This is a genomic window from Mycobacterium sp. NGS50 (assembly GCF_059812545.1).
In genome coordinates this window covers 46,044-67,221 of the sequence record NZ_JCALCW010000024.1, presented here as the reverse complement: position 1 = coordinate 67,221, position 21,178 = coordinate 46,044, and the positions used below count along the sequence as shown (strand labels likewise).

Here is a 21,178-nt window from a genome sequence, read left to right as displayed (position 1 = left end):
AACGCGTTCAACTGGCGCACAATCGGTAGATGGCCACCTGGGACGATGTCGCCCGTGTCGTGGCTGAACTGCGGCTCACCACCGAACCGGTCGAACACGACTGGCGGGTGGGCAAGAAAATGATGGTGTGGGAGCGGCCGTTGCGCCCCTCCGACCGTGAGGCGTTGGGATCGGCCGCCCCGACCGGCGATGTCCTGGCGGCCCGGGTTGCCGACGAGACGGTCAAGTTCGCGCTGATCGACGACGAGCCGGAGGTGTATTTCACCACCCCGCACTTCGACGGCTATGCGGTGGTGCTGGTCCGGCTGGCGGCCATCGGGCTGCCGGCGCTGACCGAGCTGATCACCGATGCGTGGCTGGTGCAGGCGCCCAAGCAACTGATCAAGGAGTACCGCGCCGCGCATTCCGAAGCCTGAGGCGGCCGGTTTTCCCGCAACACGGTCGCGGCCGGCACTTCGTGGCTAATATCCGCTGATGGCGTTGACAATCGGTACGGTTTTCGCCGACTACACCATCGTTCGGCAATTGGGCGCGGGCGCGATGGGCGAGGTGTATCTGGCCAAGCACCCTCGGCTGCCTCGCCACGACGCCCTGAAGGTGCTTCCCGCCTCGATGAGCACCGACGGCGCGTTCCGCGAACGTTTTCTGCGCGAGGCCGACCTGGCGGCCGGGCTGTGGCACCCCAGCATCGTCGCCGTGCACGATCGCGGCGAGTTCGACGGCCAGTTGTGGATCGCCATGGACTACGTGGACGGATCCGATGCTGCCGAGCTGATGAAAAGCCGGTATCCCTCCGGGATGCCGGTGACCGAGGTCTGCGCATTGGTCGCGGCGGTCGCCGATGCACTCGACTATGCCCATCAGCGCGGCCTGCTGCACCGCGACGTCAAACCCGCCAACATCCTGATGACCAACCCCGACGACGGCCGCCGGCGAATCCTGCTGGCGGACTTCGGAATCGCCCGGCAACTCGCGGATTCCAGCGGGTTGACCGCCACCAATGTGGCGATGGGAACGGTCGCCTACGCCGCTCCCGAACAGCTGATGGGCGCCGTCATCGACGGCCGAACAGATCAGTACGCGCTGGCCGCCACCGCATTTCATCTGCTCACCGGGGCTCAACCGTACGCCGGGACCAATGGGGTCGCGGTCATCAGCCAACACCTCACCGCGCCGCCACCCCGGCTCAGCGATCGCCGTCCCGATCTGGCGCAACTCGATGCGGTATTGGTCACGGCGCTGGCCAAGGAGCCCGGCAACCGGTTCCGCCTATGCCGCGACTTCGCCGACGCGCTACAAGCCGCGGCCGACGGGAAGGCGAGCGCCCTGGGCAACACCATGGCCGCGCCACTGGCCGCGGCGGGCGCGGCGACGCAAATGGCGTATCCGCCTCCGCCAAGCCCGCTTCCGCCACCGCCCAGTCCGTTACCGCCACCGCCGGCCAGCCCGGCACCGGAGCGCGCCGCGAGTCGGACACCGTGGATCATGGTCGGCGCGGCCGCGGGCGCGGTGGTGGGGCTGATCATCCTGCTCACCGCCGTGGTCCTCGGAAGGTCGGGGTCGACCCGCGAGGAGTCGGACGCCGCCCGCACGGTGCACGCCTCAGCAAGCAGCGCACCGGGATACGCGCCCGCGACCTCCACCGCCCCGGCGAAACCACAGCCGGTGCTCGACGGCGCCTACCGGGTGGACCTCGACTTCGCCGACCAGCAGGTCAACGGTGTCCCCCGGCCGGCACCCAACCGCAGTGCCTGGTGGGCGTTCCGGTCCACCTGCCTGAGCACCGGGTGTGTGGCCGCCGCAACGCAATTGGAAGCGGACCTGAGCCAGTCACCGGCGCATCCGGGCAGCACCGGAGTGTTCCACTTCGTCGAGGACCACTGGGAAGACACCCCGGAGCCGTACCCGGGGACGGTGAGCTGTCCAGCCGGCGGAACCGCCGCGGCCACGATGCTGGGCCATTCATCCTGGTATCCGCAGCCCGACGGCACATTCCAGGGTGCTCAGGTCGCCAGCGTGCAAACGCCGGTGTGCGGTGTGGAGGGCGAGGCGTTCCGGGTGCCGTTCGTCTCCACCCGGATCGGCGATGTGCCACCCGGCGTCACCGTCGCCGACCCGGCGACGGTGGGCGGCTGAGCACTCAGGGCTGCAGCTCCTTTTTGAGGATCTTCCCGGTCGGGCCCATCGGCAACGACTCGACGATGCGCACCTCACGCGGATACTTGTACGCCGCCAGTCGCTGCTTGCAGTGCGCGATCACGTCCTCGGGCGTCAGGGTGGCGTCCGGTGCCGCGACCACGAACGCCAGTACCTCCTGACCGAGCTTGTCGTCCGGTTTGCCGATCACCGCGGCCGCGGCGATACCGGAGTGCTCGAAGAGCACCTCTTCGATCTCCCGCGGGTACACGTTGTAGCCGCCGCGGATCACCAGATCCTTCTTGCGGTCCACCACGAAGAAGTAACCCTCCTCGTCGCGGTAGGCCAGATCACCGGTGTGGAACCAGCCATTGCGGAACGCCTCGGCGGTGGCGTCGGGCTTCTTGTAGTAGCCCTTCATCAGGTTGTGGCCGCGGATGACGATCTCGCCGACGTGATCGGGCCCGGTGGGCAGCTCGACGTCGTTCTCGTCGACGATCCGGACCTGCACCCCCCAGATCGGTTTGCCGATCGAGAGCACCTTGCGCTGCTCGGCATTGATGTTGAACGTGGTGGTGGATGCGGTTTCGGACAGCCCGTACCCCTCGAGCACCACCACACCGGGGTACTTGTCCTCGAAGGCGCGGATCACGTCCCCGGGGATCGCCGCGCCGCCGGACACCCCGACCCGCAGCGCCGACAGGTCCCGGCCGGCGGTATCGGCCTGCAGCAGCGCGAAGTACATGGTGGGCACACCCGAGAAGATCGTGCAGCGGTATCGGGCCAGCGCGTCGAGAACGGTCTGCGGTTCGAATCGCGGGATGAGCACCATGGTGGTGCCGTAGCGCACCGCCAGATTGAGCACGCTGGACAGGCCGAACACGTGGAACAGCGGCAGCACCGCCATGGCGATGTCGTCGTCGCGGATCTCGAACAGCTCCCCGGCGACGGTGCAGTTCATGAACAGCTGGAAATGGGTCAGCTCGGCGCCCTTGGGTTTCCCGGTCGTGCCCGAGGTGTAGATGATGACCGCGGTGTCATCGGCGTCGGTCGGTTCGATGTCACCGGTGTCGTCGGCGGCGTAGAGCTCATCGAAGCTCCGGGTGCCCTCGGGTCGCTGATCGTTACCGGGCAGGTTCACCACATAGGTGGCCAGCCCGTCGGCCTGCTGCGCTCCGATCACCGCCTCCTCGGCAAACGTCTCGAAGGTGATCAGCAGCCGCGCATCGGAGTCGCTCAGGTGGTAGGCGACCTCCGGGGCCCGCAGCAGCGGGTTCAGCGGCACCATCACCGCGCCGGCCTTGAGGATCCCGAAGTAGGCCAGCAGAAAATGCGGCAGGTTGGGCAGCTGCACCGCGACCTTGTCGCCGCGGCCCACCCCGAGGGCGCGCAGGCTGGCGGCCACCCGTCCGGACACGTCGTCGATCTGCGCGTAGCTGAAACTCTGCTCACCGATATGGCAGAGCGGCTTGTCGGGGTGCGCGGTGCGGGACTCGCGAAGAATGACGGCGAGATTGAAGCTCATCGTGCCCTCCTGTGCAGTGCGCGTCCCGGTCAGCATCCGCCTCCATGGCGCGCTTTGGTCCCCGTTCCGCGGAACTCACGGGACTTGTTGGGCGACCCGAATAGACGCAGTCACAGAAGTCACTTGAGTCACACCAGCAACTCTAATTAACAATAACAACTTTTAACACATGACAGCAGCATCGTGAGTAACACAAGTAACACCAGTAACTTTTACATCACAGACATATCTCAATAACTTACTTAACTCTACTTAATAAAAGTTGTCATTTGCACCATTTATCACGTTAAGCTCGATAGTCCCAGGGTTAACTCCTATCACGGAGGTTGTTATATGCGACGCAGGATCGGGTTGCGGCGTGTCGCCCGGGGCGGCATTCGTCGTCGGTGGGTGGCCCTAACCAGCCTCGCCGCAGGGGGTATTGCGACGTTCCTGAGCGCGTCGAGCGGCGTCGCCCATGCGGAAGTGAATTGGGATGCCGTCGCGCAATGCGAATCGGGCGGCAACTGGCAGGCCGATACCGGCAACGGCTTCTATGGCGGGCTGCAGTTCAAAGAATCGACGTGGCGGCAATTCGGCGGGATGGGTTCGCCGGCGGCTGCCTCGCGGGAACAACAGATCGCGGTGGCCAATCGGGTCCTGGCAATCCAGGGCCCTCAGGCGTGGCCGACCTGTGGCCCCGGCCAGATCGCCGACATCCCGGTGTGGGTGCCGTTCCGCAACATCGTCAAGACCATCTGGGGGTTGTTCCCGCCGGCCCCGGCGGCTACCCCGCCAGCACCGCTTGGGTCTGGGTGATCTGGGCGACCGGTTTGCCCCGATCGTCGGTCAGGGTCGTCTGCGCGACGATGGTGGTCCGGCCGACGTGCAACGGGGTCGTTGTCGCGGTCACCGTGCCCCCGCGCACCGCCCGGAAGAAGTTGGTTTTCGACTCGATGGTCGAGGTGCCCGCGCCGGGGGGCAGATTGGCCACCGCACACACCGCGCCGATCGTGTCGGCGAACGCCATCAGCGCTCCGCCGTGCAGGATGCCACCGGTTGTGCACCGATCCGGGGTCCAGTCCATGGTGGCGGTGACGCGTTGCGGTGTCAGCTCACCGATTTCGATCCCCAGCGCAGCGGCGAACGGCATCGCGGCGACCAGGTCAGCCAGTTGGTTGGTGTCCATTCGGACAGCGTAACGACGGGCCTGCCCGCTTCCCGCCCGCCGAGCGTGAAAACGGGTTCACATTCGGCGGCCGGCGTGACACCGGGTTCACGCTCGGCGGGAAGCCGACTCCTCGGGTCGCGCGTCGATGCCCGATTCCTTGCGTTGCTGCGCGGTGATCGGCGCGGGCGCGTCGGTCAGCGGGTCGACGCCGCCGCCGGACTTCGGGAAGGCGATCACCTCCCGGATCGATTCGACACCGGCCAACAGCGCCACCACCCGGTCCCAGCCGAACGCCAGGCCGCCGTGCGGCGGCGCGCCGAAGCTGAATGCGTCCAGTAGGAAGCCGAACTTCTCCTGCGCCTGCTCGGCATCGATGCCCATCACCGCGAACACCTGCTGCTGGATGTCGCGGCGGTGGATACGGATGGAGCCGCCGCCGATCTCGTTGCCGTTGCAGACCACGTCGTAGGCGTCGGCCAGCACCGCACCGGGGTCGGTGGCCAGCGCCGCCTGGTGCTCGGGTTTGGGCGCGGTGAACGCGTGGTGCACCGCGGTCCAGGCCCCGGAGCCGACGGCCACGTCCCCGGCGGCGGTGGCCTCATCGGCGGGCTCGAACAGCGGGGGGTCGATCACCCAGGTGAATGCCCACGCGGCGGGGTCGATCATGTCGAGGCGCCGGGCGATCTCGATCCGCGCGGCGCCCAGCAGCGCCCGCGACGCCTTGGCCGGGCCCGCCGAGAAGAAGATGCAGTCCCCCGGGTTCGCGCCGACGTGCCCGGCCAGTCCGTCGCGTTCGGCGTCGGTGAGGTTCTTGGCGACCGGACCCGACAGCGTGCCGTCCTCCCCGACCAGCACATACGCCAGCCCCTTGTGACCGCGCTGCTTGGCCCAGTCCTGCCAGCCGTCCAGGGTGCGTCGGGGCTGCGACGCCCCGCCCGGCATCACCACGGCCCCCACATACGGCGCCTGAAACACCCGGAATGTGGTGTCGCGGAAGAACTCCGCACATTCGACCAGCTCCAGGCCGAAGCGCAGGTCGGGTTTGTCCGAGCCGAAGCGGCGCATCGCGTCGGCGTAACTCATCCGCGGCAGCGGGGTCGACAACTCGACGCCGATCAGCGCCCACAGCGCAACCAGGATCTCCTCGGCGATCGCGATCACGTCTTCGGAGTCGACGAAGCTCATTTCCAGGTCCAGCTGGGTGAACTCCGGTTGCCGGTCGGCGCGGAAATCCTCGTCGCGGTAGCACCGCGCAATCTGGTAGTAGCGCTCCATCCCGGCCACCATCAGCAGCTGTTTGAACAGCTGCGGGCTTTGCGGCAGCGCGTAGAACGAGCCGGGCTGCAGCCGGGCCGGCACCAGGAAGTCGCGGGCTCCTTCCGGGGTGGAGCGGGTCATCGTCGGGGTTTCGATCTCGACGAAGTCGTGCCCGGCCAGGACCGAGCGCGCGGCAGCATTGACCTTGGAGCGCAACCGGATCGCCGCCCCGGGGCCGTCCTCACGGCGCAGGTCCAGGTAGCGGTAGCGCAGCCGGGCCTCTTCACCGACCGGCTCGTCGAGTTGGAACGGCAGCGCCGCACTCTCGCCGAGCACCGTCAGCGAGGCCGCGTTGACCTCGATGGCACCGGTGGGCAGCTCGGGGTTCTCGTTGCCGTCGGGCCGGATCTCGACAGCACCGGTGACGGCGACGCAGAATTCCGCGCGCAGCCGATGTGCCTGTTCGAGCACGGCGGGGTCGCGAAACACCACCTGTGACACTCCCGACGCGTCGCGCAGGTCGATGAAGATGACGCCGCCGTGGTCGCGGCGCCGCGCCACCCAGCCGGCCAGGGTGACCGTCTCCCCCGCGTCGGAGGCCCGCAACGAACCGGCGACATGACTGCGCAGCACACAAACTCCTCGGTAGCGGGCGGGAACACTCTGTCGATCGCAAGCGCGGCGGAGCCGGGCGCAGCGGGTCGCCAGTCGGCAAGTCCCGTGGCGATCGCAGCCGCGGCGGAGCCGGGTGGCCGCCGATCGTCGCGCGACAAGCACTGATCAGTGTAAAGCCGGTACCTTCGGCCCATGAACGTCGCCGCCATCGCCGTCGTCGGGCCCGGCGCCGTCGGTACGACGGTGGCCGGCTATCTGCACGCCGCCGGCCACCACCTGCTGGTGTGCGGCCGCACCCCGCGAGACCATCTCGAGTTGCGCCCGGACGGCGCCGACCCGATCGTGGTGCCGGGGCCGGTGCACACCGATCCCGATACCGTCCGCGGCCCGCTGCGTCTGGTAATCCTGGCGGTCAAGACCACCCAGATCGAGGATTCGGCCCCGTGGCTGGCCCGGCTGTGCGATGCCGACACCGTGGTCTGCGTGATGCAGAACGGGGTGGAGCAGCTCGAGCGGGTGACGCCGCACTGCCCGGCCGCGACGGTGGTGCCGGCGATCGTGTGGTTCCCGGCCGAAACCCAGCCCGACGGCTGGGTGCGACTGCGCGGTGAGCCGCGGCTGGCGCTGCCCAGCGGCCCCGCGGCCGAGTCGGTGGCGGCGGTGCTGCGTGCGGCGGGCTGCCCGGTCGACCTCAACGACGATTTCACCACCGCGGTCTGGCGCAAGCTTGTGGTCAATGCGCTAGCCGGGCTGATGGTGCTCACCGGGCGCCGATCCGGGATGTTCCGCCGCGACGACGTGGCCGCGCTGTCGCGGGCGTATGTGGCCGAATGCGTGGCGGTGGCACGTGCCGAGGGCGCCCGGCTGGACGACGACGTCATCGAGGAGATGGTGGCAATGTTTCGCCAGGCACCGACGGACATGGGCACTTCGATGCTGGCCGACCGGGAGGCGCATCGCGCCTTGGAGTGGGAGGTGCGCAACGCGGTGATCACCCGCCGGGCCCGTCGCCACGATCTGGCCACCCCGATCGGCGATGTGCTGGTGCCGCTGCTGGCGGCGGCCAGCGACGGTCCGGGCTGAAATTCCCTTGCCGGCTGCCCGCGCGGCGGCGCAGGATGACCGTCCATGAGGCTGCTCTGGGACCAGCACGCCTGCCTGCCGCTGCAACCCGACGCCGACGTCGCGGAGCTGACGCGATTCGGCGGCGGGGCGTTCATCTCGGTCAACGTCGGCTACGCCCCGCACTCGCATCGCCAGGTGCTCGAACTGCTGGAGCACTATCGGGCGGCCGTGCGGGCGCATCCGGATATGGAGTTGGCGGTCGGGGTCGAGGACGTCACAGCCATCGCCGCCGCCGGCCGCCTCGCGGTCGCCTTTGACCTCGAGGATTCCGGACCGCTGGAAGGCGACCTGGACAATGTGCGCCGGTTCGTCGACCTCGGCGTGCGGACCATGCTGCCCAGCTACAACCACGCCAACGCCGCCGGCTGCGGCTGTTTGGACGCCGAGGACACCGGGCTGACCGCGTGGGGCCGGGCGTTGATCGCCGCGATGAATGCCGCGGGCATGGTGCCCGACGGATCGCACTGCAGCATGCGGACCGGCCTGGACATGTGCGCGGTGTCGACGCGTCCGGTGATCTACAGCCACTCCTGTCTGCGCGCCGTCTGGGAGCACCCTCGCAACATCACCGACGATCAGGCCAAGGCATGCGCCGATACCGGCGGCGTCGTGGGCATCACCGGGGTCGGAATCTTTCTGGGTCCCAACACGCCCACCCTGGAGGCGATGGCCCGCCACCTCGAGTACGGGGTCGACCTGGTGGGTGTCGAGCACGTCGGGGTCAGCACCGATTTCTCCTTTGACGCCGACGACTTTCGCGCCGAGGTGATGGCCAACCCGCAGCTGTTCGACGACAGCTACACCCGCTGGGGCCCGATCCGGTGGATGCCGCCGGAGACCTTCATCCAAGTCGGCACGCACCTGGCACAGCGCGGCTGGACCGATCCCGACATCACCGCCGTGCTCGGCGGGAACTTCCACCGGGTCGCCGAACAGAGTTGGAGCGAGGTCTAGCGGCGGTCGCCAGCGCGGCGCAGCCGGGCGCAGCGGGCCGCCGCCGTCAGATCCAGCGGCGGTCGCCAGCGCGGCGCAGCCGGGCGCAGCGGGCTAGATCTAAGGTGTGTGCCAACGATCCCCGGAGGCATCCATGACACAGCACCACCCTTGTGAGCGCGTCGACGTCGGCTTCACCGACACCGCGCCGTACCGGTTCCGCAACAGCGTGGAGCTGGCGATCAGCCCCGAGCAGCTGTTCGAGGTGTTGGCCGATGCCGCGTCCTGGCCACACTGGGCGTCGGTGATCACCAACGTCACCTGGACCAGCCCCGAGCCGCGCGGAGTCGGCACCACCCGGGTCGTGCACATGCGCGGCGGCATTGTCGGAGACGAGGAATTCCTTGTCTGGGAGCCATACCGGCGCATGGCTTTCCGGTTCAATCAATGCTCCACGTCGGCGGTGGCCGCCTTCGCCGAGGACTACCTGGTCGAGCCGACCGCCCAGGGTTGCCGCCTGACCTGGACATTAGCCCAGAAACCAGCCGGTCCGGCACGGCTGGTGCTGCCGGTTGTTCGGCCGTTGTTGAATCTCGGGTTTCGCCGGTTTCTGGCCAATCTGCGTCGTTACACCGACGCCCGGTTCGCGTCGGCTACGGGCGAGATCAACCGCGGATAGCGCTACCGCGAACCGGTCGTTCACCCAGGCGTCACAGGCCCGCCCGATGCTTTAAGCTTGGGCGTTGTGACCTCTGACACTGACGGCTACGACGACTTCGACGACGACGACTTCGACGACGAGGACGAGGAATTCGAATCGCCGAAGCGCGGCAGCAGCCTGAAATGGGGCTGGCTGGCGGTGATCCTCATGGCGGTCGTGGCCATTGTTCTGGTGGCCGTCGTGCTTTTCGGCGGTGATCCCGGCAAGACCGCGGGCGGCGGGTTGTCGTCGTCGACCCCCAGCTCAGAAGGCGAGGCGGCGGTCGTCGCCAGCGCGAAAGACACCGGCCCGGTCACGGTGATCACCGATGACCCCAGTTGCACCGCCTGGACCTCGATGAGCAGCAACCTGGTCAGCACCCTGTCTGCCATCGGCGGGGGACGATGGAACGAACGGGACAAGGCGGTCCCGGCATCGGCGTGGAGCGATGAGGACCGCAAGATCAACATGGCGGCCGCACAACTGATTCGGACCACAGCCGCGCAGACCGTCGGCCTGGTGAAGGTGACCCCGCACCGGGTGATGCGCGAACTCTACGAACAGTTCATCGCCTACGCGCGCACCTTCGCCGAGCGTGTCCCGAAATACGTTCCGGCGGACAACAACCTGGCCGCGACCGCGCACAGCGCCGCGTCGGCACTGGCCTCCATCTGCGCCTCGATCACTGATGGCTCGGCGGCGGCCCGCGGATCGATGGTGGATCCACTGCCTGCCCCCTCGCAGACGGCACCCCCGGGCAGCCTGAACAACCCGCAGCCCTATCTGAATGCCCCCAATCCTATTTGTCCTGAATGGAAGTCGGCTACCGATAAGTTCCTCACGGACACCGCGGAGTGGCAGCAGCTCGATCCGAACGTGCCCGCGACCTTCTGGAACCCGCAGCAAAAGCAGGTCAACTTGGCCACCGCGCAAGTGATGATCGCCTACGCCAACGCGATTCAGCAGTTGGGCCGACGGGCGGAGAACCCCATCCTGGAGGATTTCGCGGATCTCGCCGCGCAGTATCGCAAGGCCTTCGTGCTGGCGGTACCGACGTATCAGGCCAGCGACCAACATCTGGCGAACGCGTCGACCTTCGCTACCACCACCGTGTTGGGGGCCTGCGCGGCCGTGAGTTCCTGACCGACACGCGGCAATTCGGCGGGCCCACCGCCGGCTGCGAACTGACGCGAATACGGAACGCGAATACGGAAAAGCCCCCGAATCCACCTGGGATCGGGGGCTTTTGCGTCTGCTCGCGCAGATCCAGACTCAGGCCCAGCTGGAGCTGACGGCGGAGTCGGTGCTGGCCATGTTGTTGCCGGCGGACTGCACCTTGGTGCCGTGGCTGGCGGCCTGCTCATAGATGACCTGGAAGTTGCGGCCCAACTGGGTGATGAACTCCTGGCAGGCCACCGAACCCGCACCACCCCAGAAGTCCCCGGCAGCCAACACATCAGAGACGATCGCCTGATGCTCAGCCTCCAACGAGGCGGCCTGGGCCTTGATCAGCGCACCGTGGGCATCCACGTCACCGAACTGGTAATTAATCGACATCAGAGAACCCCTTAGCTGGACAGGATGGTCTGCGAAGCAGCTTCTTGCTGCTCGTAGTTGTTGGCGTCACGCACCAGGCCATCGCGCACCCCGTGCAACATCGTCACGATGTTGCGAAACGCGGTCTGCATCTGACCCATGGTGTCGTAGGAGGTCCGCTCGGCCAGCCCACCCCAACCGGCACCGGAAATATTGGTCGAAGACGCCCACATCCGCCGAGCCTCATCCTCAACCGTCTGCGCGTGGGTGTCGAAACGCCCCGCCATCGCCCGCATCGCATGCGGATCCGTCATAAAACGCGTAGGCATGTCGCCCCTCCTTTGTTGTGAATTGTGTCGTCTGTGGGTTGTTGTCGGTTATCCGCCGGATGACGGACGTGGAATCATCTTGGGCACCTTGGACGCCACACTGCCCATTCCACGTCCGCTCATTGCACCCATCAACGCCTGGCCGAACGCGCCACCCGGGAAGCCGGACGACGATAGCGACGGGGCGCTGACTGGGGCGCTGGGCAGGATCGGGGCCGCGCGCGTGACGCCGGCCGCCGCCGAAGACCAGCCCTCCGGCACCCGCAACGCGCCCAGCGAGGATGCGTTTGCGAGCTTCGCCGAGATCGCTTGGGTGGCCGAGGAGAAATGGCCGGCCAGAGTGCCGACCGCGCCCTGCAGCTTGCCGTCGACGAACTGGCCGATCGACTCCATCAGCGAGGTGCTGTTGCCGGCCAGGCTCGTCCCGGCGGCACTGCCCATCGACTGCCCCATCCGGGCCAGCTGCATCAGCATGCTCATCGGGTACATCGCGAACCGGGCCGGAACAGCTGCCATGTTGAGCGTCGATGACAACGTCGTGGCACTGGCGCCGGTGAACGATGCCGGCAAGGCACTAGTGGGAACTCCGAACATGTTCAACATGTCGCCGACGGTGCCGCCGGTGGCAGCACCCGAGCCCGTGTCGACCGGAGGCGTGGTCCCGCCGGTACCCGGACCGCCGTTGTCGACTGCGGCCAGAGGCTGCGCCTGGCCCGCATCGGTGGTCGCCGGCGCTGGACTGGACGGCTGTTGCAGGGACGCCAGGTTGGCCTGGGTCGACGCCATGTAGCTGTCCATGACCGCACCGTCGGTGGCCCAATAGGCCGCGTATTGCGCTTCGGTCGCCGCGATCGCCGGGGTGTTCTGCCCGAAGAAGTTGGTCGCGACCAGCGTCAGCAGCTGAATACGGTTGGCCTCGATCACCGCGGGCGGGATCACCGCCGCGTGCGCCGTCTCATACAAGCCGGCCTGCGCGCTGGCCTGGGCGCCCATCTGCCCGGCCAAGGTCGAAGTCTCGCCCAACCACGCGGTGTAGGGAGCGGCGGCGGCGGTCATCTTGGCCGCCGAGGCACCCTGCCAGGAGGACTGCAGCCCGCCGACCACATGCGAGACCCCGCCGGCCGCGCCAGCCAAGTCGGAGGACAGCCCGTTCCATGCCGAGGCCGCCTGCATCAGGGACGCCGAACCGCCACCCATGTACATCAGCCCGGAGTTCACCTCCGGTGGGAACGCAGTAAAACTCATGCCGATCCCCGCTCAGCCCGCGCTGGTGGCGTTGGCGGCTTCGGCGGTGGCATAGGCGCTGGCATTGCCGCTCAGTGCGGCGACCATCTGCTGATGGATCAACGCCGCTTGCGCGCTGACCGCCTGGAACATCTCCCCGTGCGCGGCGAATGTCCCAGCCGCGAACGACGACACCAGGTCGGCCGCCGGCGGCACCACCCCGGTCGTGGGGGCTGCTGCAGCTGCGGTTCCCGCGCTCAGCGAATCGCCAACGCTCGCGAGGTTGCCGGCAGCCGCCGACATGACCTCGGGTTCGGCATTGACAAACGTCATCTCAATTCCTCCTCAACCCCACGCAGGTTGATCAGCCGCGGTGTGTGGGACCCGAGTCGGGCCACTCCGCACGCTGTCTCCCCCCTCGAACATCGACGCTTGGCACTCCGGTGGAGCCCCCCCGGAACCGGGTTTTTGGAAACCGATCGCCCGACCGCACTTCCTCTGGCCGGGCGATGCGTCGAGGTTCCCGGGAGGGCAACCTCTGCATTACTCATATTGACTTGTTATGAAGACAGCTGCCCTCAGCCCGGCCACTGCGTGACACGGAAATCTGCTGGTGACGTGAGGAAACTAACACCGATGGGAGTCGCCGTCCAAATGAACAGACGAACTCTCAGCATCAATTTGGGAACGGGGGCGGGCCCTTCATTCCTCCCACAGATGGGACACCAACGCCGACGCGCCTGGCGACCGCGTATGCGAAGCTGATTGAAGCGCCGGCCGGACCGCGCCAAGACCCTACGAAGACCCTACGGAGCGTGGGATGACCTTCAGCGAAGGCATGCAGATCGACACCAGCACCACGGCGAGCAGCGGGGGCGGCGGAGGCCGGCGAATCGCGCTCGGCGGCGGCCTGGGCGGCCTGTTGATCATGGTGGTGGCGCTGCTGCTCGGCGTCGACCCCGGAAACGTGCTCAGCCAGCAGCCGGTCGACAGCCACGACAACGTCGCGCCCGGTTTCGACCTGAACAAGTGCCGCTCCGGCAGCGACGCCAATAAGTACGTGCAGTGCCGGGTGGTGGCCACCGGAAACTCCCTGGACGCGGTGTGGTCGCAGCTGCTACGCGGCTACACCCGCCCGCGGGTACAGCTGTTCGGCGGCCAGGTGAACACCGGCTGCGGTGCCGCGACCAGCGACGTCGGGCCGTTCTACTGCCCTGCGGACAAGACCGCTTACTTCGACACAGACTTTTTTCAGCTCCTCGTCGACCAGTTCGGTTCCAGCGGTGGGCCACTGGCCCAGGAGTACGTGGTGGCCCACGAATTCGGCCACCACGTGCAGAACCTGGCCGGAGTGTTGGGCCGCGCCCAGCAAGGAGCGCAGGGCGCGATGGGCAACGGGGTCCGCAGCGAGTTGCAGGCGGACTGCTACGCGGGGGTATGGGCGCACTACGCGTCGATCACCCGCCAGGAAAGCACCGGCGTCCCGTTCCTGGAGCCGTTGAGCGACGACGACATCCGTGACGCGTTGTCGGCCGCAGCTGCGGTCGGTGACGACACCATCCAGCAGACCCAGACCGGGCGCGTCAACCCGGACTCCTGGACGCACGGATCCTCCGAGCAGCGCCAGCACTGGTTCACCGTCGGCTACCAGACCGGCGACCCGAACCGCTGCGATACCTTTGCCGCCCGCAACCTCGGGTAGCGCTCAGCCGAGCAGCGCCACCACCCAACTGCCGACATCAGCCGGCAGGTCGCCGAGGTCGAGGTGCAGGGCTGAACCGAGATCGTTGAGCCCGTTGCTCAACATGCCCGCCAGGCCATCCACCCACTCGTCGGGATTCACCGCCGCCGCAGTGTCACTGACGGCCTGCGTCGCGGAGCGGAACGGCACGATCGCTTCCTCGAGGATCGACCGCACGTCGAGCAGATTCGCGAACGTGCCGCGGGCAAACCCGTCGGGGCCGTCGGGGTTGGTCAGCAGACCGGGCACGCCGCGAGCCATCACCGCCATCAGCTCCGCCTCGGTGGCAACGTCACCCGACCCGTATCCGTTGAGGAATGCGCCGGTGAGATTGGCCGGGGCGTTGAGGACGTCATTGAGCACCGCGGTGTAATCGCCCTTGTTCCATGCGGTGACGATGTCTTCGGTGATGTCGGCGAACTCCGAGTTGACTGCGGCCCACGGCAGCAGCGGCGCCGTGCTCAACAACTGCCATGGGTCACCCACTGCGCGGATCATCTCCGCCTTCACGGGTCCGCCGTCACCGAAGAACGCGTCCACCACATTGGCGTAGTTGTTCGCCATCGATTGCGCGACCTGCCCCCACGCCTCCTGCATCGGCCGCATCACCAGGAACGGCAGTTGCATCAGGTAATTCGACACTTCGGTCATCGCCGCGCTGATGTCACCGGCCGAGAACTGTGTCATGGCGTCCTGCAGGATGCCGGGCAGGTTGGACAGCTGGCCCGACAGAATGGTGAAGGCGTCGTGGCCCGCATCCGAAAGCGCCTGCGCATAGGCGATCTGGTTGTCCATCACCGCCTGCATCAGCGTGGGGGTGTCGGCGGCCTCCTGGCTGAGGCCCTGGATGTTGGCCCACGCCGTGGTCCATACATCCGACCAGAGCGTGAGCGGGTCGACCGACCCGCCATCGCCGACCGGGTCGTCGACGACGTCAACGGCGGTGAGCTGGATCGCCGGCAGGTGCAGGTCAAGCGCGGGTGTCAGCGCTGGCGTGACTGCGATCATGCCGGTGCCCACCAGGGCGACACCAGTGCTGATCCAGGGACGAAGTGTTGGCTGTATGAATCTGTCCATCTCGATCCATCTCCTTCGTGGTTACCCCCGGGGCCAATCCACGCCCACCACGATACTGAGCTAATCCTGATAAACAAACAAATTCGTTAATAAAAGTTCAGACAGACTTTGCGGCGCGTAGGCTAACGCCACTACATACCAGGACAACGGCGTATGCCACATTAGCCAGGCCCCCAGCCCGGTAGCGGGCTTTCGTGTGTCAGCAACGCGGATGAGGAATTTTCCGTCGGTTCGATCCGCCTATGCTGAATTAATTCTCAGGATTTAGCTAGCAGACTCTTGAGCTGAGCGCGCCCATCGTCGTCCAGCGGCAGCAGCGGCCGCCGCGGCTCCCCCGCTGGGACGCCGAGCATCTCCAGCCCGGCCTTGACGGTGGTGGGCAATCCGCCCGCGACGATGAACTCCAAGAGCGGTTTGAGGTCGTCGTAGAGCGCCTGCGCGGTGCCCAGGTCCCCGGCACGGACCGCGGCGTAGAGGTCGAGGCAGGGCTGGGGGCGCAGGTTCGGCGCAGCTGTGCACCAGCCGCTGGCTCCGACCCGCAGCGCGTCGAGCACCAGCGGGTTGCTGCCGTTGTAAAACGGCAGTCGCCCCTCGCTGAGCTCGGTGAGGCCGCGCATCCGGGACAGGTCACCGGTGGACTCCTTGACCATGGTGACGTTGTCGATGGTGGTGAACATGCGCACCAGCAGTTCGGGGCTCATGTCGACTCCCGCGGTGGCCGGGTTGTTGTACGCCATGATCGGGATACCGATCGCGTCGGAGACGCTGGCGAAGTGCTGGAACACCTCACGCTCGGACAGCTTCCAGTAGGAGACCGGCACCACCTGGACCGCGTCGGCGCCGGCGGCCTGTGCGTAGCGCGCTCGTCGCACCGTACGGGCGGTGGTCAGATCCGAGACGCCGACGATCACCGGTACCCGTCCGCCGACCGCGCTGACGGTGGTGTCTACCACGGCGTCGAACTCGGGCTCATCCAGATACGCAAGCTCCCCGGTGCTGCCCAGCGCGGCGATCGCGTGCGATCCGGCGATGACCAGCCGATCAATCAGCACGGCCAACTGGGCGGTGTCGACCCCGTCGGGACCGAACGGGGTAACCGGGTAGGCGATGATGCCGTGGAACTGCGGGGTTTCGGTCACTGCGGGGGCTCCTGGGTCAGTGCGTCGGGATGGCGCAGCAGCGCACGCCGGGCATAGTAGGCGAAATTGGCCGTGCTGCGTTTGGGGGTCAGCGTCCAGTCGTGGGCTTCCCGGGCCAATTCTTCGGGGAGCGCCTTGATGGTCCCGGCGGCCATTGCCGCCAACTGAAGTTTGGCCGCCCGCTCGATCAGCACCGCCAGCGAGCACGCCTCCTCGACGCTGGCGCCCGCGACCACCTGGCCGTGATGGGCCAGCAGGATGGTTTTCTTGTCGCCGAGGGCGGCGCTGATGATCTCGCCCTCCTCATTGCCGACCGGCACGCCCGGCCACTGCGCCAGAAACGCGCAGTCGTCGTACAGCGGCGTGGTGTCCATGTGCGAGACCACCAACGGGGTTTCCAACATCGACAGCGCCGCCACGTGGAAGGGGTGGGTATGCACGATGCACTGCACATCGGGGCGGGCCCGGTAGATCCAGCTGTGAAACCGGTTGGCGGGGTTCGCCATTCCGGCTCCTTGCAGAACGTTCAGGTCTTCGTCGACCACCAGCAGATTGTCCTCGGTGACCTCGTCGAACCCCAGCCCCAGCCGCTGGGTGTAGAAGGTGGCCGGCTGCTCGGCGCGTGCGGTGATCTGTCCGGCAAGCCCGGAGTCGTGGCCGGCGTCGAACAACGCCCGGCAGGTCAACGCCACTTTCTGGCGGATGTTCCAGTCGGGCTCGGCAACGGTGCGGGCAAGACGATCCTGGGCGCGCCGCATCAGGTCGGACTTGGTGTCGGTGAACGTGGTGCCCATCGGGGGCCTCCCTGAAATCTGGGCTTTACAACACTCGATCTCACTATAGGACACATTGTGTCATGATTTCGATGTGACAGCACTGGTACGAGCCGTCCGCCGCCAACGCGGGCTGACGCTGGAATCGCTGGCGGCGGCGAGCGGGCTGACCAAGAGCTATCTGTCCAAGATCGAGCGCGGGCAGAGCATCCCGTCGATCGCCGCAGCGCTCAAGGTGGCCCGCGCGCTCGACGTCGACGTCGCCCGGCTGTTCTCCGACCAGGAGACCTCCGACACCATCGCGGTGGACCGGGTTGGCGACGGCGGCCGCTACCGGGCGCTGGCCACCGCCCTGCTGGGTAAGGAGATGTCGCCGTTCGTGGTCCGGCCCGCCGTCGCCGCCGGCGACGACCCGCACCCCGAGCACACCGGGCAGGAGTTCGTCTTCGTGCACACCGGAACGGTCGAGTTGCGGTACGGCCCGCAGACGCTGACCCTGAACAGCGGCGACAGCGCCTATTTCGATGCGTCGATTCGCCACACGCTGCGCGCCGTCGGGACCGCGCCGGCCGAAGTCGTCGTCGTCGCCACCAATGAACCAGGGAGCGCCTTGTGAGCGAGTTGTTGTTCTCCTACGGCACGCTGCGGCAACGCGAGGTGCAGCTGGCCACCTTCGGGCGTGCGTTGGACGGTCGGCCGGATGAGATCGTCGGCTACGAACTGGACTACGTCACGATCACCGACCCGCACGTGGTCGCCACCAGCGGCAGCGACCGCCATCCGATCCTGCGGCCATCGGAGGCGCACGGCGCGTGTGTCACGGGCACGGTGTTCGCGATCAGCACCGACGAACTGGCCGCCGCCGATGATTACGAGGTCGACGATTACCGGCGCATCTCGGTGCCGCTGCGGTCGGGGCCGCACGCCTGGGTGTACGTGTTCGCCGGTTGAGTCACCAGGGCCTGGTGGAGCAGGTCACCCCGCTGCCGCCCTGCTGGGACACCACGACCTGGCCGTCCACGGCGATCTCGCAGTGGAATTCGGGATTGATCCGCAAGCCCCCGCTGGCGGTGATCAGCGCCCACTGGTTCGGGTTGTTGAGCGTGACGGTGTACACCAACGGCTGCCCGCCGCCGATCGGGGTGCGCCGGACGGTCGTCAGGTACTGCGCCGAGTCCGCGTTGTAGGCCGCCTGGCTGGGCGGATCGGTTGCGATGTACTGAATGTCGGCATTGAGATCGCTGGTGGTGGTCACGGTGTAGGTGACCTGGTGACCTTCGGCATATGACGTGGCGTTGCTGGCCGCGACTCCGGCGGCCGCCAGCACCAGCGCCGCAGTGGCCACTGTCGTCTTTCGCATGTTCGCCAGGTTACCTTGCTCGCCTCGCCCGCATCACGCGCACGCTCGCCTCGACTGCGGTAGGAAAGCAAGGGTGAGTACTGGTATCAGCCGTCGGACATTGATGGTGGGCGGCGGATCGGCGATCCTCGGCGCGGGCCTGGGCGCGGCGGGGGCAACCCTGCTCGAGCCACGGTCCGGCCCGACACTGTGGACACGGCCGTCAGCGCTTGGGGCGCCACCGGTGGGCGGTCTGCATCTGCAGTTCGGCTCGGATGCGGCCCGCGAGGTGGTCGTGTCGTGGCACAGCACCGATGCGGTCGCCAACCCTCGGGTGCTGCTGGGGACACCGTCCGGCGGCTTCGGCCGCAGCGTGGCCGCGCAGACCCGCACCTATCGTGACGCCAAGTCGGGGATCGAGGTCCGGGTGAATCATGCCCGGGTGGCGGGGCTGGCTCCCGACACTGACTACGTCTACGCCGCGGTGCACGACGGGGCCGATGCCGAGCTGGGTACGGTGCGAACCGCGCCATCGGGTCGAGCGCCGCTGTGCTTCACCAGTTTCGGCGACCAGGCCACGCCCACACTGGGCCGGCTGTCGGGCACGGCCTATGTGAGCGACAACATCGGCTCCCCCGCGGCCGCCGACACCACCGCGGCGATCGAGCGGATCGCGCCGTTGTTCAACCTGGTCAACGGTGACCTGTGTTACGCCAACCTGGCCACCAACCGGATCCGCACCTGGTCGGACTGGTTCGACAACAACACCCGCTCGGCCCGCTACCGGCCGTGGATGCCGGCGGCGGGCAACCACGAGAACGAGTTGGGCAACGGACCGATCGGCTACGGCGCCTACCAGACCTATTTCGCGCTGCCCGACTCCGGCGCCGACGAAGAACTGCGCGGACTCTGGTATGCGTTCACCGCCGGTTCGGTCCGGGTGATCAGCCTGGCCAACGACGACGTTTGCCTGCAGGACGGCGGGAACTCCTACGTCCACGGGTATTCCGGTGGCGCGCAAAAGCGTTGGCTGGAAGCAGAATTGGCTTCGGCGCGCCGCGACGCCGGGATCGACTGGGTGGTGGTGTGCATGCATCAGACCGCGATCTCCACCGCCGACCGCAGCAACGGCGCCGACTTGGGGATCCGTACCGACTGGCTACCGTTGTTCGACCGCTACGGTGTCGACCTGGTGGTGTGCGGGCATGAGCACCACTACGAGCGCTCCCATCCGGTGCGGGGCGAGTTGGGCACCGACACCCGAACACCGATCCCGGTGTCCACCCACGACGACGTCATCGACGCCACCGCGGGGACGGTGCACGTGGTCATCGGTGGGGGCGGCACCTCCAAGCCGTCCAACGGAAACTTCTTCGACCGGCCCCGGTGCCGGGTGCTGACCGGGGTGGGTGGCTTCGATCCGGCGATCGGGCGCAAAGCACCGATCTACGTGATCGAGGACGCACCGTGGTCGGCGTTCCGCGACCGCGACCACCCGTACGGCTTCGCGGCCTTCGAGGTCGACCCGGGGGTGGCGGGCGGGACGACGTCGATCACGGCCACGCACTACGCGGTGTCCGGCCCGCAGGGTTCATTGGTGGAGGTGGACAAGTTCACGTTGCGCAAGCCACGCCGCTAAATCGCCGAGTGTCGACTTTTGTCACGCGTTCGGCGCTCAGGCGTGCATCAACCCGACGTTCGGCGGTACCCAGGGGCAACCCGCCGCCCGCAGCGCGGCACACACCCGGGCGACCACCACCTCGGGCCGGTACTTCAGCAAGTCGCTGCTGACCCGGATGATCACCCAACCCTGCGCGGCCAGCTCAACCTGGCGCTCGATATCGGCGGCACGCTGCGCCGGGTCGCTCCAATGTTGCTCACCGTCGTACTCCACACCGACCTTGTACTCGGCCCAGCCTATGTCAATGCGGTAATGCCCGAGCCGGTGGCGCACCGCGATCTGGGTCTGCGGCCGTCGCAGTCCAGAGCGAATCAGCAGCAGCCGCGTCCGGGTCTCCTGCGGCGATTCCGCGCCAGCGTCCATCAGCCCCAATGCCCGGCGAAGCTGCACCACACCGCGCATCCCGCGATGACGCTCGGCGATCAGGTTGACCTCGGCAGGTTTGAGACCGGTGGCATTCGCGAGTGCGTCGAGGCGGATGACGGCTGTCGCCAGACCCTTTCGCCGTCCCAGATCGAACGCCGTTCGTGCGGGACTGGTCACCGACATGCCCCGGATCAGGCAGACTTCGTCCTCGCACAGCCGCTCGCGGTGGACGACGATGCCGCCGACATCACCGGCGGCAGGGCGGTTCAGCTCGGCCGGCAGCCCCGGATCGATCCACCGCGACCCGTGCAACGCCGCGGCCGACAACCCGGCAACGGTGGCGTGGCGGCCCGACCACAGCCAGCCGGCCACCGCCCGGGTCACGGGTGTGAGCTGCTGTCCCCGCGGCAGATACACGTTGCGGTGGATCATTTGGTACTGGCTGCGTAACGTCCGGCGGGTCGCGGTGCCCGCGCCCAATGCCTCGGTGCCAAGAAACGGCCACTTCGAATCCCCCATGGCCGACACGGTG

Annotated in this window: 23 protein-coding genes; 11 read left to right on the top strand and 12 right to left on the bottom strand. The window is 67.4% G+C overall.

The features are described from left to right. Positions 1-29 precede the first annotated feature (29 nt). A complete protein-coding gene (locus tag AC5Y36_RS17380) occupies positions 30-416 on the top strand; it encodes an MmcQ/YjbR family DNA-binding protein (RefSeq protein WP_500042177.1) in 387 nt (128 codons plus the stop codon). Positions 417-474: 58 nt separating this feature from the next. Continuing rightward, positions 475-2,136, top strand: a complete 1,662-nt coding sequence (locus tag AC5Y36_RS17375) for a serine/threonine-protein kinase (protein ID WP_500042176.1) — start codon at positions 475-477, stop codon at positions 2,134-2,136. 4 nt (positions 2,137-2,140) lie between these two features. Here AC5Y36_RS17375 and AC5Y36_RS17370 read toward each other — a convergent pair whose 3' ends face one another. Next, positions 2,141-3,661 (bottom strand): long-chain-fatty-acid--CoA ligase, encoded by a 1,521-nt coding sequence (locus tag AC5Y36_RS17370; protein ID WP_500042175.1) that lies wholly within the window; start codon positions 3,659-3,661, stop codon positions 2,141-2,143. Between the two features lie 351 nt (positions 3,662-4,012). On the opposite strand from AC5Y36_RS17370, the gene AC5Y36_RS17365 reads away from it, so the two are divergent. Next, positions 4,013-4,459: a transglycosylase family protein gene (locus tag AC5Y36_RS17365; RefSeq protein ID WP_500042192.1), complete on the top strand. Its 447-nt coding sequence runs from the start codon at positions 4,013-4,015 to the stop codon at positions 4,457-4,459. Here AC5Y36_RS17365 and AC5Y36_RS17360 read toward each other — a convergent pair. Together AC5Y36_RS17360 and aspS are read right to left on the bottom strand one after the other, a co-directional pair. After that, a complete protein-coding gene (locus AC5Y36_RS17360; RefSeq protein WP_500042174.1) occupies positions 4,428-4,829 on the bottom strand; it encodes a PaaI family thioesterase in 402 nt (133 codons plus the stop codon). The genes AC5Y36_RS17365 and AC5Y36_RS17360 overlap by 32 nt on opposite strands. 87 nt (positions 4,830-4,916) lie before the next feature. Then, positions 4,917-6,701: an aspartate--tRNA ligase gene (gene aspS / locus AC5Y36_RS17355; protein ID WP_500042173.1), complete on the bottom strand. Its 1,785-nt coding sequence runs from the start codon at positions 6,699-6,701 to the stop codon at positions 4,917-4,919. Positions 6,702-6,875: 174 nt separating this feature from the next. Between aspS and AC5Y36_RS17350 the strand changes: the two genes are divergently transcribed. The 4 genes from AC5Y36_RS17350 (at position 6,876) to AC5Y36_RS17335 (ending at position 10,584) form a co-directional block, all read left to right on the top strand. Beyond that, entirely contained in the window at positions 6,876-7,766 is an 891-nt protein-coding gene (locus AC5Y36_RS17350; protein WP_500042172.1) for an oxidoreductase, read from the top strand. A 45-nt stretch (positions 7,767-7,811) separates the two neighbouring features. Continuing rightward, a complete protein-coding gene (locus AC5Y36_RS17345; RefSeq protein WP_500042171.1) occupies positions 7,812-8,762 on the top strand; it encodes a dipeptidase in 951 nt (316 codons plus the stop codon). A 133-nt stretch (positions 8,763-8,895) separates the two neighbouring features. Beyond that, positions 8,896-9,420 (top strand): SRPBCC family protein, encoded by a 525-nt coding sequence (locus AC5Y36_RS17340; protein WP_500042170.1) that lies wholly within the window; start codon positions 8,896-8,898, stop codon positions 9,418-9,420. A gap of 66 nt (positions 9,421-9,486) precedes the next feature. Beyond that, a complete protein-coding gene (locus AC5Y36_RS17335; protein WP_500042169.1) occupies positions 9,487-10,584 on the top strand; it encodes an ESX-1 system-associated protein in 1,098 nt (365 codons plus the stop codon). A gap of 129 nt (positions 10,585-10,713) precedes the next feature. On the opposite strand, the gene AC5Y36_RS17330 is transcribed toward AC5Y36_RS17335, so the two are convergent. The 4 genes from AC5Y36_RS17330 to AC5Y36_RS17315 are packed head-to-tail and all read right to left on the bottom strand — an operon-like array spanning position 10,714 to position 12,863. Further along, positions 10,714-10,998 carry a WXG100 family type VII secretion target gene (locus AC5Y36_RS17330; protein WP_500042168.1) on the bottom strand — a complete coding sequence of 95 codons (285 nt, stop codon included), beginning with the start codon at positions 10,996-10,998 and terminating at the stop codon, positions 10,714-10,716. Positions 10,999-11,009: 11 nt separating this feature from the next. Continuing rightward, the gene (locus tag AC5Y36_RS17325) at positions 11,010-11,306 is read right to left on the bottom strand and encodes a WXG100 family type VII secretion target (RefSeq protein ID WP_500042167.1); all 297 of its coding nucleotides are present in this window, start codon (positions 11,304-11,306) and stop codon (positions 11,010-11,012) included. A gap of 48 nt (positions 11,307-11,354) precedes the next feature. Beyond that, positions 11,355-12,551: a PPE family protein gene (locus AC5Y36_RS17320; protein ID WP_500042166.1), complete on the bottom strand. Its 1,197-nt coding sequence runs from the start codon at positions 12,549-12,551 to the stop codon at positions 11,355-11,357. Positions 12,552-12,563: 12 nt separating this feature from the next. Further along, entirely contained in the window at positions 12,564-12,863 is a 300-nt protein-coding gene (locus AC5Y36_RS17315) for a PE family protein (RefSeq protein ID WP_500042165.1), read from the bottom strand. Positions 12,864-13,350: 487 nt separating this feature from the next. Here AC5Y36_RS17315 and ypfJ point away from each other — a divergent pair, with 487 nt between their 5' ends. Continuing rightward, complete coding sequence (gene ypfJ / locus AC5Y36_RS17310; protein WP_500042164.1) at positions 13,351-14,232, top strand: KPN_02809 family neutral zinc metallopeptidase; 882 nt, start codon at positions 13,351-13,353, stop codon at positions 14,230-14,232. A gap of 3 nt (positions 14,233-14,235) precedes the next feature. Here ypfJ and AC5Y36_RS17305 read toward each other — a convergent pair whose 3' ends face one another. From AC5Y36_RS17305 to AC5Y36_RS17295, 3 genes are all read right to left on the bottom strand, one after another. Continuing rightward, positions 14,236-15,348 (bottom strand): hypothetical protein, encoded by a 1,113-nt coding sequence (locus AC5Y36_RS17305; protein ID WP_500042163.1) that lies wholly within the window; start codon positions 15,346-15,348, stop codon positions 14,236-14,238. 257 nt (positions 15,349-15,605) lie between these two features. Then, positions 15,606-16,487, bottom strand: coding sequence for a dihydrodipicolinate synthase family protein (locus tag AC5Y36_RS17300; RefSeq protein WP_500042162.1), 882 nt, complete (start codon positions 16,485-16,487; stop codon positions 15,606-15,608). After that, entirely contained in the window at positions 16,484-17,281 is a 798-nt protein-coding gene (locus AC5Y36_RS17295) for an aldolase (protein WP_500042161.1), read from the bottom strand. Before AC5Y36_RS17295 ends, AC5Y36_RS17300 begins: the two co-directional genes overlap by 4 nt. Before the next feature lie 73 nt (positions 17,282-17,354). Between AC5Y36_RS17295 and AC5Y36_RS17290 the strand changes: the two genes are divergently transcribed. Both AC5Y36_RS17290 and AC5Y36_RS17285 read left to right on the top strand, forming a co-directional pair. Further along, positions 17,355-17,876, top strand: coding sequence for a helix-turn-helix domain-containing protein (locus AC5Y36_RS17290; RefSeq protein WP_500042160.1), 522 nt, complete (start codon positions 17,355-17,357; stop codon positions 17,874-17,876). After that, positions 17,873-18,211, top strand: a complete 339-nt coding sequence (locus AC5Y36_RS17285) for a gamma-glutamylcyclotransferase family protein (protein WP_500042159.1) — start codon at positions 17,873-17,875, stop codon at positions 18,209-18,211. The genes AC5Y36_RS17290 and AC5Y36_RS17285 overlap by 4 nt, the downstream gene beginning before the upstream one ends. A 1-nt stretch (position 18,212) precedes the next feature. Here AC5Y36_RS17285 and AC5Y36_RS17280 read toward each other — a convergent pair whose 3' ends face one another. Beyond that, entirely contained in the window at positions 18,213-18,620 is a 408-nt protein-coding gene (locus AC5Y36_RS17280; protein WP_500042158.1) for an Rv2576c family protein, read from the bottom strand. A gap of 103 nt (positions 18,621-18,723) precedes the next feature. Between AC5Y36_RS17280 and AC5Y36_RS17275 the strand changes: the two genes are divergently transcribed. Then, complete coding sequence (locus tag AC5Y36_RS17275) at positions 18,724-20,238, top strand: purple acid phosphatase family protein (RefSeq protein WP_500042191.1); 1,515 nt, start codon at positions 18,724-18,726, stop codon at positions 20,236-20,238. A gap of 36 nt (positions 20,239-20,274) precedes the next feature. Here the strand turns inward: AC5Y36_RS17275 and AC5Y36_RS17270 are convergent, their stop codons facing one another. Beyond that, complete coding sequence (locus AC5Y36_RS17270; RefSeq protein WP_500042157.1) at positions 20,275-21,165, bottom strand: endonuclease domain-containing protein; 891 nt, start codon at positions 21,163-21,165, stop codon at positions 20,275-20,277. Positions 21,166-21,178 lie beyond the last annotated feature (13 nt).

Coding starts and splice junctions, on each gene's coding strand:
- AC5Y36_RS17370 (WP_500042175.1), bottom strand. CDS start 3,661: ATGAGCTTCAATCTCGCCGTCATTCTTCGCGAGTCCCGCACCGCGCAC.
- AC5Y36_RS17280 (WP_500042158.1), bottom strand. CDS start 18,620: ATGCGAAAGACGACAGTGGCCACTGCGGCGCTGGTGCTGGCGGCCGCC.
- AC5Y36_RS17305 (WP_500042163.1), bottom strand. CDS start 15,348: ATGGACAGATTCATACAGCCAACACTTCGTCCCTGGATCAGCACTGGT.
- AC5Y36_RS17375 (WP_500042176.1), top strand. CDS start 475: ATGGCGTTGACAATCGGTACGGTTTTCGCCGACTACACCATCGTTCGG.
- AC5Y36_RS17350 (WP_500042172.1), top strand. CDS start 6,876: ATGAACGTCGCCGCCATCGCCGTCGTCGGGCCCGGCGCCGTCGGTACG.
- AC5Y36_RS17295 (WP_500042161.1), bottom strand. CDS start 17,281: ATGGGCACCACGTTCACCGACACCAAGTCCGACCTGATGCGGCGCGCC.
- ypfJ (WP_500042164.1), top strand. CDS start 13,351: ATGACCTTCAGCGAAGGCATGCAGATCGACACCAGCACCACGGCGAGC.
- AC5Y36_RS17330 (WP_500042168.1), bottom strand. CDS start 10,998: ATGTCGATTAATTACCAGTTCGGTGACGTGGATGCCCACGGTGCGCTG.
- AC5Y36_RS17315 (WP_500042165.1), bottom strand. CDS start 12,863: ATGACGTTTGTCAATGCCGAACCCGAGGTCATGTCGGCGGCTGCCGGC.
- AC5Y36_RS17320 (WP_500042166.1), bottom strand. CDS start 12,551: ATGAGTTTTACTGCGTTCCCACCGGAGGTGAACTCCGGGCTGATGTAC.
- AC5Y36_RS17270 (WP_500042157.1), bottom strand. CDS start 21,165: ATGGGGGATTCGAAGTGGCCGTTTCTTGGCACCGAGGCATTGGGCGCG.
- AC5Y36_RS17380 (WP_500042177.1), top strand. CDS start 30: ATGGCCACCTGGGACGATGTCGCCCGTGTCGTGGCTGAACTGCGGCTC.
- AC5Y36_RS17325 (WP_500042167.1), bottom strand. CDS start 11,306: ATGCCTACGCGTTTTATGACGGATCCGCATGCGATGCGGGCGATGGCG.
- AC5Y36_RS17275 (WP_500042191.1), top strand. CDS start 18,724: ATGGTGGGCGGCGGATCGGCGATCCTCGGCGCGGGCCTGGGCGCGGCG.
- AC5Y36_RS17345 (WP_500042171.1), top strand. CDS start 7,812: ATGAGGCTGCTCTGGGACCAGCACGCCTGCCTGCCGCTGCAACCCGAC.
- AC5Y36_RS17360 (WP_500042174.1), bottom strand. CDS start 4,829: ATGGACACCAACCAACTGGCTGACCTGGTCGCCGCGATGCCGTTCGCC.
- AC5Y36_RS17340 (WP_500042170.1), top strand. CDS start 8,896: ATGACACAGCACCACCCTTGTGAGCGCGTCGACGTCGGCTTCACCGAC.